The organism is Aeromonas sp. 602396 (assembly GCF_049173735.1).
Lineage (GTDB): Bacteria > Pseudomonadota > Gammaproteobacteria > Enterobacterales > Aeromonadaceae > Aeromonas > Aeromonas veronii_A.
This window is the reverse complement of sequence record NZ_JAAKSD010000001.1, coordinates 629,447-643,565: the sequence shown is the minus strand read 5'-3', so window position 1 is coordinate 643,565 and position 14,119 is coordinate 629,447. Positions and strand designations below refer to the sequence as shown.

The window sequence follows — 14,119 nt, the reverse complement described above, 5'->3', positions numbered from 1 at the left end:
AGGTATTGGCTCAGGCAAGGCTGGTGGCTGGCAACTGACAGGCGACGGCTTCCCGGCGCAGCTGCTGCAAGCGGGCCAGCAGCCCGGTCTGGCCCAGCTCCGTCTCCTGAGGCGAGAGATTGTCCACCAGCAGCGAATAGTGATCCGTCACCGCCTGCATCAGCCAGTCGAGGCGACGCAGGGTGAGCGGGCCGCAGCTCTGGCCGCTCAGATCATCGGCCACATCGAGCCGATGGCTGCGATACATGTCCCGCCACCAGTTGGCAACCAGCGCCTCGTCGCTCACCAGCGCGGCGCTCCACTCCCCCTGCAGGGCGTGCAGGCGGGCCAGCACGGGCGCGCTGGCCCCTTCGCGGATCAGGTGGTGGATCTCCCGTTTGACCCACTTGAGGCAGAGTTCACGCCAGTAGCGAAATTGCGGCAGAGGATCGGCCTCATCGAGCCAGAGTCCAGAGAGGGTGCGGGTCTCCAACCGCTCCGGTACATGGAACTGCGGATCGACCAGACCGTTGGAGTTGTATTCAAAGCGGGGGTCAAAGGTCCACATATAGCCAAAGTCGAACACGCAGATCTGCTCGCCATCATCGAGCAGGTTGCCAGGGCTCGGGTCCCAGTCAAACCAGCCCCAGCGGGCCAGCTCACCCTGCACCTCCAGCATCTGGGCCAGATTGCGCTCGTTGAGCTGATGGACCGGCACACCCCGCAACCAGGGGGAAACCAGCACTCCAGCCCGCGCCGAGCCAAAGCTGGTGCAGACCACATGGGAGAGGATGGTGGGATGCAGCTCGCGCAGCGCCTCGATTTCACGCCGCCGTTCCAGCTCGGTGAGGAAAGCGGTCTTGCCATCGAGGTTGGCTACCAGCGAATCCTGACGCCGCCGCTTGAGGCACCAGTGATGCCCCTCTACCTTGAGGTGAAACACCTCGGCGGTAAGACCGTGGCGATAGACCTTGACCACCGCGGGATGAGTATCCTTTAGTTTGGTCAGCTGGGCCAGTGGCAGCGGACAGTCGCGCTCGCGTCCGATCCGGATCTCTTCCTTGCTCTCCAGCATGCGCAGTAATCTGGCCTGACGCGCCATCACCTTAGGATTCATACATGTACCTCCTGTCGCTATTGAGAGCCTAAACAGCACACCCCTCCCAAGCCAGTGGCAAAACCCCATGATGACGCTTTCATCACATATTCCGAACAACCCCTCGATCGGGATCACAATTTGCAAGGTTGAGCTGTAACCAAATATTCATTAAGTGGTCATTAAATTGACAAGCTGGAACAAGGCCCGCACCATCGGGTCAAACTCTATACGGATGAACGATCTCTCCCTTACTCGCTCAAAGGATGAGCTTATATGAATCGCCCCTCCTCAGGCCGCCCCCGTGCCCTGAGTCTGTCCTCCGGGCTACTGGCCCTGCTGGGCGGATTGCTGCTGCTGACGCTGTTATTACCGCTGATCAATCCCGGCAGCTGGCTGGGCCGTGCCCAACCGCTGGTGCTGGGCCCCGCCGACAATCCGCTGGCCACCCTCACCCGCCACGCCCTGCTCTATAAAAGCGACAGCCGCGGCCTCTATCTGGTGGTGCGCAGCCAGTGGCTGTTGCGGGGGCCGCTGCAAGCGGGGGACAAGGTGCGAGTGGAGCTGCTCAACGACAAGGGGGAGCGGATCGACCAGCTCAGTCAGGCGGTGGATAAGCGTCAGGTGTGCCGCAATAACCGCTGCTCGCTGGATCTCAACAGCACCTTGCGCGCCCCGGACGATGCACTGGCCAGCCGCTATCAGCTACGCATCGGTCTGCTGCTCAAAGATCGCCCCGAGAGCGGCGATTTCAGCCAGATCCTGCAAACCCTGCCGGAGCAGGGCTTCAACCTCACCTATCTGATGGTGAGCCTTACTCTGGTACTGGCTCTGAGCGCCGCCGTGCTCAAAACGGTGCTGCCAACGCTGCGCCGCAGCCTGCGCTGGCGGATCATCGGCAGCCTGCTGCTCGGCAACCTCACCTTCGTGCTGCTGCACGGCTTCGTGGTGTTCAAGCTGGGGGAGTTTCTGCTCTGGTCAGGCTTTCGGCCGGAACACTACTATCTGGCCTGGGGCAGCATGGTGCTGGGCTGGAGTCTCTGTGCGCTGGCGGGCTTCAACCTCTATATGGGGCTGGTCTTTACCGCACTTTCGGGAATAGGCCTGCTCGCTAACTTTATGAAGATCGCCATCTACGGCGTGCCGCTCGGCGGGGACGATTTTGGCAACCTGCTGGCGCTGCTGCGGATCCTCCTCGATCAGCACCCCATCCTCCCCATCTTCACCCTTTTGCTGGCACTGTTTCTCTGCTGGCGCTTTGCCCTGTCACGCTGGGTGCTGCGCACCGCAGCCGCCACCGTCGCCTTCTTTGCCCTCTGTGTCTTTGCCACCCAGACCGGCAACAAGTTGCTGGGGGCCAACATTCGTTACGTGGATCGCGCAGTCAACTACCACAGGGACATCATCCGCTCCGGCCCCGGCCTCTATCTGTTCAATCTGGTGGACGAGATGCTGCAAAGCGGCAGCGTGTTTCGCTACCCCTTGCAGATCAACGAGCTGACCCCGCAGTTGAGCCATCCGCCCCAAGGCATTGCGCCGCGCTGGGATCTGGTGATCGTGCTGCAATATGAGTCGCTCTGGCTCGACTGGAAGGGGCGGATCTGCGCCCCGGCTCCCACCCTCTCCCTGCCCGCCAGCGTGCAGCAGTGGCAAAAAACCATCCACTCCCCCACCACCGGCGGCATGACGGTGCTGGCGGAGTTCGAGATGAACACCGGCCTGCCGGTGGGCTTGCTCAAGCAAGGGGTGGTGCCCTACTACTACCTCTCGCAGCAGGTGCCGGGGCTGGCCCAGAGCGCCAGACAGAGCGGCTACCAGACCCTGTTCGCCCACCCTTATGTGGAAAAATTCTGGGGCCGCGCCAAGGCGATCCCGGCGCTCGGCTATGAGGAGCGCTGGTTCGACACCCGCTTCACCACCCTTGAGCACAAGGGACTCTATATCTCCGATGATGCGCTGATCGACCACCTGCTCAAGCGCAGCGAACAGGATGACAAACCGCTGTTTGCCTATGCGGTCACCATGCAGGGGCACGGCCCCTTCGATGGCCCCCGCTATCAGGGGCAGGAGCGCAGCGGCGCCTGCCCGAACCAGAGCGAGAGTGACACCCAGCTGCTCAACACCTATTACACAGGGGTGGTGGATGCCATGGCCTCGCTGGAGCGGCTGCTCAAGACCCTCGACCAGTCGGGCAAGCGCTATCTGGTGGTGGCCTTTGGCGATCACCAGCCGTTTTTGATGTCCGCCGGCAAGGGTATTCACGGCGACAAACCGGCGCGCGATGCCACCTACCAGATCCCCATGATGGCCTTTGCCCGCAGCGATGATCCTCTTATCCTCGGGGAACAATTTGCTCCGGTGCGCCAGCTCTACCAGATGGGTCAGGCCACCCGCCAGCTGCTGGCGGGGGATATCACCCCCATCGAGGACAAGCCTCTGCTCCATCCGGTGCTGGGTGAAGAGAAGGGATTCGACCCCTCGAGCCTGGTGCCGCAGATCCGCGCCAGCTTCCGGCCCGATGCCCTGCCCTGAGCCTTAAGCCCCGCAACACGAATAGATGAGGCCGCAATAGCGGCCTCTGGTTATCACTTTCTCTTTGTCACTGCGACTGCGAAATCCGGTCTTTAGCGGGCGTTACGGGTTGCAACGGCATCCGCCAGGTTGCGTAGCAGCACTTCGGTATCGGCCCAACCGATGCAGGCATCTGTGATGCTCTGGCCGACGGTGAGTTCACACCCTTCCACCAGATCCTGACGGCCTTCCACCAGATGGCTCTCCACCATCACACCAAACACCGCCTTGCTGCCGGCACGCAGTTGGCCGGCCACATCCTCGGCCACCAGCATCTGGTTCTTGAACTGCTTGCTGCTGTTGGCATGACTAAAGTCGATCATCACCTTCTGGGGCAGACCGGCCTTCTCCAGCCCCTTCACCACCTCGTCCACGTGGGCGGCGCTGTAGTTCGGCTCACGACCACCACGCAGAATGATGTGACAGTCCGGGTTGCCGCGGGTCGCCACGATGGCGGAGTGACCGTATTTGGTGACCGACAGGAAGTGGTGCGGCGCACTGGCGGCACCGATGGCATCGATGGCAACCTTGATGGTGCCGTCAGTGCCGTTCTTGAAGCCCACCGGACAGGAGAGACCGGAGGCCAGCTCGCGGTGTACCTGGGATTCGGTAGTACGGGCACCGATCGCGCCCCAGCTCATCAGATCCGCCACATATTGCGGGGTGATCATGTCGAGGAACTCGGAGGCAGTCGGCAGCCCCATGTCGTTGAGATCCAGCAACAGCTTGCGACCAATGCGCAGACCATCGTTGATCTTGCAGCTATTGTCGAGGTACGGATCGTTGATCAGCCCCTTCCAGCCCACTGTGGTACGCGGTTTTTCGAAGTAGACCCGCATCACAATCTCCAGCTGACCTTTCAGCTCGTCGCGCAGCGCCTTGAGGCGCTTGCCATACTCCAGCGCGGCAACCGGATCATGGATGGAGCAAGGACCAATCACCACCAGCAGACGATCATCTTCGCCGGCCAGGATATTGTGAATGGCCTGACGGGATTCAAAAACGGTGGACGAGGCCACCTCGGTAGCCGGAAACTTCTCAAGCACCGCAACCGGGGGTAATAACTCTTTGATTTCACTGATACGAACGTCGTCGGTTTGATGCTGCATGACAAGGCTTCCTGCTAGATGACTGCGATTAGGAAATCTCAACATAGCCCGCGACAGGGTATGTGTAAATAGGAAATTACAGCAATCACAAAACTATTTTATATATCAATCTTGCAAGTTATTGAAATGATGCTAGGCGAAATGGAGGTGCGGATGAGGAAGGCAAAAAAGCCCGCTCAGCGCGGGCCCTAAGAGTTGGAGATGACCGCTTTGTCAGTGATCAGCCACGCTGGCTGATACTGGCCAGCTTGTCGAAGTAATCCGGGAAGGTCTTCGAGGTGCACTTGGGATCATTGATGGTAACCGGGGTATCCGACAGCGCCACCAGCGAGAAGCACATGGCGATACGGTGATCGTTGTAGGTATCGATCTCGGCATGCTTGAGCTGGGTCGGCGGGGTCACGGTGATGAAGTCATGCCCCTCCTCCACTTCGACGCCCAGCTTGCGCAGCTCGGTCGCCATGGCGTGCAGACGATCGGTCTCCTTCACCCGCCAGTTGTAGATATTGCGAATGGAGGTCGGCCCCTCGGCAAACAACGCCGCTACGGCGATGGTCATGGCCGCATCGGGAATATGGTTCATATCCATATCCACTCCGTGCAGCGGCGCCTGCTCCGCCTCGATGAAATCATCACCCCAGGTGATGCGCGCGCCCATCTTCTCCAGCACGTCGGCGAAGTGGATATCACCCTGAATGCTGTGCTTGCCGATGCCGGTGACCCGCACCTTGCCCTTGATGGCGCCCGCTGCGAGGAAGTAAGAGGCGCTGGAGGCATCCCCTTCCACCAGAAAATCACCCGGGCTGATATAGGTCTGGTTGCCCTTGATGTAGAACAGCTTGTAGTTGTCGTGCTCGATGACCACCCCGAACTGCTTCATGATGTGCAGGGTGATGTCGATGTAGGGCTTGGAGACCAGCTCCCCCTTGATGTGGATCCGGGTATCACCGGCCGCCATCGGCGCCGCCATCAAAAACGCGGTCAGGAACTGGCTGGAGACGGAGCCATCGATGTGCACATCGCCGCCCCACAGCCCCTTGGCATCCACCACCAGCGGCGGATAACCATCGTGTTTCAGGTACTGGATATGGGCACCTGCTTCACGCAGGGCATCCACCAGATGGCCGATGGGACGCTCTTCCATGCGCGGCTCGCCGCCCAGAGTATATTCACCTGAGCCGAGGCATAGCGCGGCGCACAGCGGTCGCATGGCAGTACCGGCGTTGCCGAGGAACAGATTGACCGGCTCTTTCACCGCAAAGCTGCGACCCAGACCCTGCACGGTACACTCGGTCTTGTCGGCGGAGAGCTTGTACTTGACCCCGAGCTGGGTCAGCGCAGCCAGCATATGACGAATGTCATCGCTGTCGAGCAGGTTGGTCAGACGGGTGGTGCCACGAGCCAGCGCCGCCAGCAGCAGCGCACGGTTAGAGACACTCTTGGAGCCGGGCAGATTGACCTCACCGGCCACACGAGAAATGGGTTCCAAACGCAACGAATTCATAGACTTCCTGTGCTATCTCAAAAATAAACGCCTGTCCGGACGTTAACAGCCTGCGTCCCGCTCGGCAAGGGCACTTTCAGGGGAAATCGCACGGCAAACGCCAGCGCGCTGGTTCTGTTGAAAAAAAGACGCCGGGGTATCCCCGGCGTCTTGAATCACTGCAATAGCTGGAAGCGGCTCACTGGTTGTCACGAGAGGCCGCCGGCAAGCACGTGGGTACTATCTTCTCAGCCGTGGCGCTTGGCAAAGCCATCCATAAAGCTCACTAGGGCCTTCACCCCCTCCAGCGGCATGGCGTTGTAGATGCTGGCGCGCATGCCACCGACAATACGGTGCCCCTTGAGGGCCAGCAGGCCAGCGGCTTCCGATTCGGCCAGGAACTGCTTGTCCAGCTCGGCATTTTTCAGCTGGAACGGGATGTTCATCCGCGAACGGCAGCTGACATCCACCTGATTGCCGTAGAAGCTCGACTGATCGAGATAGTCATAGAGGAAGTCGGCCTTCTCCTTGTTGCGCGCTTCCATCGCCTCGAGGCCACCCTGTTCCTTGAGCCACTCGAACACCAGACCGGCCAGATACCAGGCGTAGGTGGGCGGCGTGTTGAACATGGAGTCGTTCTTGGCAGTGAGCTTGTAGTCGAAAATCGAGGGGACATCGGCTCTCGCCTGATCCAGCAGGTCATCGCGCACGATGGCAATGGCAAGCCCGGACGGCCCGATATTTTTCTGGGCACCGGCATAGATGATGCCAAAGCGGCTCACCTCGAGAGGACGGGAGAGAATGGTGGAGGAGAGATCCGCCACCAGCGGCACCTCGCCGGTAGCCGGGATGTCGAACATCTCGATGCCGTCAATGGTTTCGTTCGGACAGTAGTGAACATAAGCCGCATCGGCGCGAAACGCCGGGGTCGGCAGCAGGTGAGAGATCCCCTGCTCGTTCTTGGCAACCCCCTGGAAGGTCTGGATATCGCCATACTTTTTGGCTTCATCCACCGCGCTCTGGGACCAGACGCCGGTCAGCAGGAAGTCCGCCTTCTTGTTGGCGCCGCCCAGCAGGTTCATGGGCACGGCGGAGAACTGACCGCGGCCGCCACCATGCATGAAGAGCACCTTGTAGTTGTCCGGCACCGCCAGCAGCTCGCGCAGATCCGCTTCGGCCTTCTCGGCCACCGCCATGTAGGGCTTGCCGCGATGGGAAAGCTCCATGACCGAGGCTCCCAGCCCCTGAAAATTACAAAATTCGCGCTGGGCGCGCTCCATGACTTCAACCGGCAGCATGGCGGGGCCGGCGCAGAAGTTGTAAATCTGTTTGCTCATGACGCTTTCCGTGAGTGGATGAGAGTAATCGATGACTTGTCAGGTTTTACACAAGAGCAGCCAGCGGATCAAAGGCTTTTTGGGAGCTGGCTCAACCTTTTACCGTCACTCTGCCTCCCCCTTGCAGTAGAAAAAGCCCTGAACGGGTCAGGGCTTGCAGGGAACATGCACAGAAATGGCGGGCAGAGCGCATAAACGACCACAGCTCAGCCATTTCTGACAAATTTACAGTTTGGCGGTGAGCTCCGGCAGCAGGGTGAAGAGATCCCCCACCAGCCCGTAGTCCGCCACCTGAAAGATGGGGGCATCGCTGTCCTTGTTGATGGCCACGATCACCTTCGACTCCTTCATCCCCGCCAGATGCTGGATGGCGCCCGAAATACCGACCGCGATATAGAGCTCGGGCGCCACCACCTTGCCGGTCTGCCCCACTTGCAGATCGTTGGCGACATATCCCGCATCAACGGCGGCCCGCGATGCCCCCACCGCCCCACCCAGCTTATCGGCCAGCGCCTCAATCAGGGCGAATTGCGCCTTGGAGCCCAGCGCCCGGCCTCCGGAGACCACCACCCGGGCGGCGGTCAGTTCGGGCCTGCTGGAGCGCACCGCGCGGCGCTCGACCAGCCGGGTACGACCAGCGAATTCGGGCACGGCCAAGTGCTCGATGGGAGCCTGCCCGCCTGTCGCCGCCTTGGCAAACGCGGTGGCCCGCACTGTCATCACCTTGACGGGTGCCGAGCTTGCCACTCTGGCGATGGCATTGCCTGCATAGATGGGGCGCAGGAAGGTGTCGCTACTCTCGATAGCCGTCACCTCGGAGAGCATCTCCACCCCGAGCCGAGCCGCTACTTGTGGCAGCAGCGCCTTGCCCATGGCACTCGCCGCCATCAGGCAGTGGCTGTAACCTTCGCACCAGCTGGCCAGCAGCTTGTCCACCCCATCCAGCAGCCCGTCGGCCAGCAGGGGATGTTCGGCAAGCAACACCTTGTCGACGCCGCAGAGGGCTGCCGCCTGTTCACCCGCCTCGGTCAGCCCCTGACCCAGCAACAGCAGGTCAACCTGACCGCCGATGGCTCCGGCGGCGGTGACCAGTTGTGCCACGTTGTCGGCCAGATGGCCCTGATGATGTTCGGCAATGATCAGCACGCTCATGGCAGCACCTTCGCTTCGTGTTTGAGTTTGTCCACCAGCTCGTCCACCGAGCCCACCTTGATCCCGGCGCTGCGGGCTGGCGGCGCCATCACCCCGAGCAAACGGGTCTGGTTGGCCACCTCAACGGCGAGTGTCGAGAACGGAGCGCTATCAAGCGGCTTGCGCTTGGCCTTCATGATGTTGGGCAGCGAGGCAAAGCGCGGTTCATTCAAACGCAGATCGGCGCTCACCACCGCAGGCAACGGCATGCGCAGGGTCTCGAGGCCACCGTCGATTTCGCGGGTCACCAGCAGTTCCCCCGCTTCCACCTTGAGGGCTGACGCACAGGTCGCCAGCGGCCAATCATTGAGGGCAGCCAGCATCTGGGCCACCTGATTGTTGTCAGAATCGATGGACTGCTTGCCGAGCAGCACCAGATCCGGCTGCTCCTGCTCACACACCTTGTGCAAGGCACGGGCGACAGTGAGCGGGGTGAGCGTCTCGTCGGTGACATAATGCAGCGCCCGATCCGCCCCCAGCGCCAGCCCATGGCGCAGTTGCTCGGCGGCAGCGTCAGGGCCGAAAGTCACCACCACCAGCTCGCTGGCGATACCCGCTTCCCGCAGCCTGACCCCCTCCTCCACCGCAATTTCACAAAAGGGGTTGATCCCCATCTTCACATTGGCCAGCTCCACGTCGGAGCCGTCTCCCTTCACCCGGATCTTGACGTTGTAGTCGACTACCCGTTTGATTGCGACCAGCAGCTTCATGGGGTCATGCCTCGTCTCTTTGGATTGAATTCATTAGTGTGCCTCTGCGTTTGTTGCAGTACGCTCTTCCCTGATTTTTTGCTTTTTCTTGCTCAGCTTTGCTTACAACTGCTTTACGTTTACGTAAACTACCAGCATTACCCTAGGCCAACCAGAGCGCAGAGGCAAGATGGAACGGGAAGCAATGGAATTTGATGTCGTCATCGTCGGCGGCGGACCGGCGGGGCTCAGTGCAGCCATCGCCCTGAAACAGCAGGATGCCACTCTCTCTGTCTGTCTGCTGGAGAAGGGGGCGGAAATTGGCGCCCATCTGCTCTCCGGCGCCCTGTTTGATCCCGTCGCCTTGCAAGAGCTGCTGCCGGATGGCTGGCAGCAAGCGCCGCTCGGCGTGCCGGTCAGCGACGATCAGGTGCATCTGCTGCAAAGCGAGCAACGTTCCCTGCAACTGCCCGCCTGGGCGGTGCCGCCCCGGATGCACAATCAGGGTTGCCATGTGGTCAGTCTGGGCAATCTCTGCCGCTGGCTTGGCCAACAGGCGGAAAAACTGGGAGTCGAAATATACCCGGGATTTACCGCCAGCGAACTTATCATGGAAGCGGGCCGGGTCAAGGGGGTCATCACCGGCGATCTGGGGCTGGATCGGGCTGGGAACCCAAAAGCTGATCATGTGCCCGGCATGGCGCTGCTCGGTCGCTACACCCTCTTTGCCGAAGGGGCACGCGGCCATCTCGGCAAGCAGCTGATCGCCGAGTTCAATCTGGAAAACCCAGCCCAACCCCAACACTACGCCATCGGCTTCAAGGAGCTGTGGCAACTGCCAGCAGGTCGGGGCAAGGCGGGACAGGTGCTACACGGTAGTGGCTGGCCCCTTGGCAAGCAGGGGGGCGGCAATAGCCACGGTGGCTTCTATCTCTATCACATGGAGGGGGATCAGGTGGCAGTCGGGCTGATTGTCGATCTCAACTACCAGAATCCCTGGCTCAGCCCGTTTGACGAATTCCAGCGCCTCAAGCATCACCCGCTTATCGCTGGCGTGTTGCAAGATGGGGAGCGCATCAGCTATGGCGCCCGCGCCATCACCAAGGGGGGCTGGCACGCCCTGCCCCGCATGCACTTCCCGGGCGGCCTGCTGATCGGTTGTGATGCGGGCACCCTCGACTTTTCCCGCATCAAGGGGATCCACACCGCCATGAAATCGGGAATGCTGGCGGCAAAAACCGTCGCGATGGCCCTGCGGGGTGGCGATGAAGGGGGCCGGGATCTGGCCCAGTATGGCGACGAGCTGCAACAGAGCTGGCTGGCCCGCGAGCTCAAGGCGGCGCGCAACTTCGGCGCGGCGCTTCACCGCTATGGTCCCTGGTTGGGCGGTGCCTTCAACTGGCTGGAGCAACGGCTGTTTGGCGCAAACTCGCCCTTCAGGTTGCTCGATAAAGCTCACGATTACCGTCAGCTGCGCGTGGCCAGCCGCTGCGAGCCCATCCATTATCCCAAACCCGATGGCAAGCTGAGCTTTGACAAACTCTCGTCTGTGTATCTGGCCAACACCAGTCACGACGAGGATCAGCCTTGTCACCTCAAGCTGCAGGACGAGCGTATTCCGGTCGAGGTCAATCTGCCCACCTGGGCCGAACCCGCCCAACGCTACTGTCCGGCCGGGGTGTTTGAGGTACTGGAAATGGAAAGCGCGGCCAAACTGCAGATCAACGCCGCCAACTGTATTCACTGCAAAACCTGTGACATTAAAGATCCCAGTCAAAACATTATCTGGACGCCGCCACAGGGGGGCTCCGGGCCCAATTATCCGAATATGTGATGGAACGGCAATGCCAAGATGCGGTGACATCAAAGATACTCAGTCCCAAAACATCGTCTGGACACCGCCACAAGGAGGATCCGGGCCCAACTATCCCAATATGTGATGGAATACGGCGATGCCAAGATGCGGTGACATCAAAGATACTCAGTCCCAAAACATCGTCTGGACACCGCCACAGGGGGGCTCCGGGCCCAATTATCCGAATATGTGATGAAGCGGGGCAGCGGCAACAAGCAGCCCCAGCTGCCCCTCCCCCAGCCAAAGGCGGGTTCTACCCCGCATAGCCGCTCAGGTGATCCGACCTCGCTGTTTTTTTGGACAAACAAGCTGAATCCCTGATGAATAGCCCCTGACAAGCGGGGCCCACCCCTGTATAGTTCGCCGCATTCAGGTTTTCCATCGGCCCGATCTGCTTATCCACGGGATCGCCTTCTGCAGCGATCTAAGGCCGCATGACCTGTGCAACCATCCCTGATTACCCATGACTTTTTAAGGGGGGACAGATGATCACCGCCTACATTCTCAATAACAAGGTGCTGGACATAGTCACGCTCGGGCCTGACGACATAGTACCTGACAACACGGTCTGGCTGGATGCCTACAAGCCGGACACGGCAGAGCGAGAATGGTTGACGGGCCTGTTCCTGGAAGAGGTTCCCGACAAGGAAGAGCTCGACGACATCGAAGCATCCGCCCGTTTTTACTGGGATACCGATGGTCTGCACATTCACTCCCTGTTTCCCCAACGGATCGGTCGTGACACCAAGGGTGTCCACGTCTCTTTTACCCTGCGCAACAACCTGCTGATCAGCATTCGTGAAGATGACATCGGGCTGGTGCGCCTGCTGCGCCACTATATGCGCCAGGATCGGCTGGAGGTGGAGGATGCCCTCGATATCCTGCTGGAGGTACAAAACCTCAAGGTGGAGTACCTCTCCGATCTTATCGAAGATGGTTACAAGACGTTGGAAAACACCGCCGATCAGATCTTCGAGCCGGATCAGATCAACCCTATGCTCAAGGAGCTGTTGGCACAGGAAGAGGCCAACGGCCAGATCCGTCTCTCCCTGCACGATACCCGCCGCGCCCTGCGTTTCCTCAAACGCAGCCTGCGCCAGCGCATGAGCCTGGAGCAGAACAAGTGGATCGACGAGATGCTGCACGACGTGGAGTCACTACTGCCTCACACCCAGTTCCTGTTCGACAAGATCAACTTCCAGCTGGAGGCCTCCATGGGGGTGACCAATCTGGAGCAGAACAAGGTGATCAAGATCTTCTCGGTTGCCGCCGTGATCTTCCTGCCGCCGACCCTGATCGCCAGTATTTATGGCATGAACTTTGGCCGCATGCCTGAGCTCGCCTGGGAGTATGGCTATCCCCTCTCGCTGGTGCTGATGGTGATGTCATCGCTGGGCACCGGGCTCTTCTTCAAGCGCAAGGGGTGGCTGTAACGCCAGCCGCTCGGCACAAGACAACTTTTCGCGGATTGGGGGGCATGGCCCCCCGATTAATTCCCGCTCTCTCCCGCGCCTTGCAAAGGGCTCGCCTTCGCCCCATATCCCTTGCATCACTTGCACTCTATGAATGGATATCGGGCAACCATGACCCTCTACCCCGAACATCGATATGACGATCACGGCCAGTTGCGCCCTCCCCTCTGGTTCTGGCCCATCGCCCTGTTGCTGACCCGCTCGGTCTGGCTGTTTCTGATGGCCGGCGTCACCCGCGAGAGCGGCAGTGAAATCCTGACCCTCTTTTATCCCGACAGGATCAGCCTCTACATCAGCCTGCTGACCGACGTACCCGCAATGCTGGCGTTGCTCGCCTGCGGGGGCACCTATCAGCAGACCCAGAGCATTCGCGCCAGACTCCGGCGCCACAGCCCGTTGCTGCTGCTCTGCTCTGCCGTCAGCGGCCTGCTGATGCAGTTGCACAGCCTCAATCTGCAGAAGTGGTCATTCAGCTGGCCTACCGCACTGGTGCTGGTCGCCAGCCTCTGGTCACTCTGGTATCTGCTGCGCAGTCGCCAGCTACGGGAATATGCTGCTGATGATCCTCATCAGAAGTCGAAAATCTAGCCAAGTTTTAGCTGCAATCAATTGAAATAAATATAAAAAGCCTCTTGGTGAGTTGAATGCCCGACGCGCGGCCATAACCCCGAGCCGCAAGCTGCCCCGCTGTCGAGGAGCGGCTGCGCCCGCACTCTCGCCCCATAGGTGGCGGCCAAGCGGATAAGGAATTATCAATCGTCGTGTTAGGTCACCCCGTTCATTCAGGCTTGATTCATTATCAATGGAATTGATAACACTTTTCATTACTCTTACTGCGTTATAAACTTGCTCCCCCCGGGCTGCCCCGCCCGGGTGCTGGAGCCTTTATGACAAGCCTTTCTCTCTCACCCCGACAATTCTGGCAGTGGCTGGCCTACCACCATCAGGCCGCCGAGGGTACCCTCTATCTGATGTTCTTCTCCGGCCTACTGTTGTGGGAGCCGCTGACCCCGCTCTGGTCGCTGGCGCGCTGGAATCTGTTCTTGCATGTGATGCTCTCGCTCACCCTGTTTCCCCTGCTGTTTGGCGCCTTCTGGCTCTCCCATCGCAGCTTGTTGAACCGCAGCAACAAACCCTTTTTACGCACCACGGGGCGGATTATTGAAGCCCTGCTGCTGCTCTGTCTGGCCAGTGGCCTGCTGCTGGTGCTGCACGGCACTCCGGGCGATGCCATGGGCAACCTCGCCAGCTGGGCCCACTGGTTGAGCGCATTGGCGTTAACTCCTCTGGTGCTGCGCCACGCCTGGCGCTGGACCATCTTGAAATGGCGCTCCTGA

12 protein-coding genes are annotated in these 14,119 nt (G+C 60.3%); 6 read left to right on the top strand and 6 right to left on the bottom strand.

Annotation, left to right across the window (positions count from 1 at the left end; genetic code table 11):
- Positions 1-10: 10 nt before the first annotated feature.
- The gene (locus tag G5229_RS02790; RefSeq protein WP_227340701.1) at positions 11-1,096 is read right to left on the bottom strand and encodes a hypothetical protein; all 1,086 of its coding nucleotides are present in this window, start codon (positions 1,094-1,096) and stop codon (positions 11-13) included.
- Positions 1,097-1,351: 255 nt separating this feature from the next.
- Between G5229_RS02790 and G5229_RS02785 the strand changes: the two genes are divergently transcribed.
- Positions 1,352-3,607: an LTA synthase family protein gene (locus G5229_RS02785; RefSeq protein WP_227340702.1), complete on the top strand. Its 2,256-nt coding sequence runs from the start codon at positions 1,352-1,354 to the stop codon at positions 3,605-3,607.
- A 92-nt stretch (positions 3,608-3,699) separates the two neighbouring features.
- On the opposite strand, the gene aroG is transcribed toward G5229_RS02785, so the two are convergent.
- The 5 genes from aroG to G5229_RS02760 all read right to left on the bottom strand — a co-directional run bounded on the left by aroG (position 3,700) and on the right by G5229_RS02760 (position 9,476).
- Positions 3,700-4,755, bottom strand: a complete 1,056-nt coding sequence (aroG, locus tag G5229_RS02780) for a 3-deoxy-7-phosphoheptulonate synthase AroG (protein WP_144713523.1) — start codon at positions 4,753-4,755, stop codon at positions 3,700-3,702.
- 220 nt (positions 4,756-4,975) lie between these two features.
- Positions 4,976-6,259: a 3-phosphoshikimate 1-carboxyvinyltransferase gene (gene aroA / locus G5229_RS02775; protein ID WP_227340703.1), complete on the bottom strand. Its 1,284-nt coding sequence runs from the start codon at positions 6,257-6,259 to the stop codon at positions 4,976-4,978.
- Between the two features lie 227 nt (positions 6,260-6,486).
- Entirely contained in the window at positions 6,487-7,575 is a 1,089-nt protein-coding gene (serC, locus tag G5229_RS02770; RefSeq protein ID WP_216978615.1) for a 3-phosphoserine/phosphohydroxythreonine transaminase, read from the bottom strand.
- A 225-nt stretch (positions 7,576-7,800) separates the two neighbouring features.
- Complete coding sequence (locus tag G5229_RS02765; RefSeq protein WP_421208347.1) at positions 7,801-8,727, bottom strand: electron transfer flavoprotein subunit alpha/FixB family protein; 927 nt, start codon at positions 8,725-8,727, stop codon at positions 7,801-7,803.
- A complete protein-coding gene (locus G5229_RS02760; RefSeq protein WP_421172179.1) occupies positions 8,724-9,476 on the bottom strand; it encodes an electron transfer flavoprotein subunit beta/FixA family protein in 753 nt (250 codons plus the stop codon). The genes G5229_RS02765 and G5229_RS02760 overlap by 4 nt, the downstream gene beginning before the upstream one ends.
- A 169-nt stretch (positions 9,477-9,645) precedes the next feature.
- Between G5229_RS02760 and G5229_RS02755 the strand changes: the two genes are divergently transcribed.
- The 5 genes from G5229_RS02755 to G5229_RS02735 all read left to right on the top strand — a co-directional run bounded on the left by G5229_RS02755 (position 9,646) and on the right by G5229_RS02735 (position 14,119).
- Positions 9,646-11,289 carry an electron transfer flavoprotein-ubiquinone oxidoreductase gene (locus G5229_RS02755; protein WP_421208345.1) on the top strand — a complete coding sequence of 548 codons (1,644 nt, stop codon included), beginning with the start codon at positions 9,646-9,648 and terminating at the stop codon, positions 11,287-11,289.
- A 118-nt stretch (positions 11,290-11,407) separates the two neighbouring features.
- Positions 11,408-11,503 (top strand): 4Fe-4S dicluster domain-containing protein, encoded by a 96-nt coding sequence (locus tag G5229_RS02750; RefSeq protein WP_123173230.1) that lies wholly within the window; start codon positions 11,408-11,410, stop codon positions 11,501-11,503.
- Between the two features lie 292 nt (positions 11,504-11,795).
- The gene (gene corA, locus G5229_RS02745) at positions 11,796-12,743 is read left to right on the top strand and encodes a magnesium/cobalt transporter CorA (RefSeq protein WP_266133904.1); all 948 of its coding nucleotides are present in this window, start codon (positions 11,796-11,798) and stop codon (positions 12,741-12,743) included.
- A gap of 150 nt (positions 12,744-12,893) precedes the next feature.
- Positions 12,894-13,370: a DUF2919 domain-containing protein gene (locus G5229_RS02740; protein ID WP_421172181.1), complete on the top strand. Its 477-nt coding sequence runs from the start codon at positions 12,894-12,896 to the stop codon at positions 13,368-13,370.
- A 299-nt stretch (positions 13,371-13,669) separates the two neighbouring features.
- Positions 13,670-14,119: a hypothetical protein gene (locus G5229_RS02735; RefSeq protein ID WP_323912068.1), complete on the top strand. Its 450-nt coding sequence runs from the start codon at positions 13,670-13,672 to the stop codon at positions 14,117-14,119.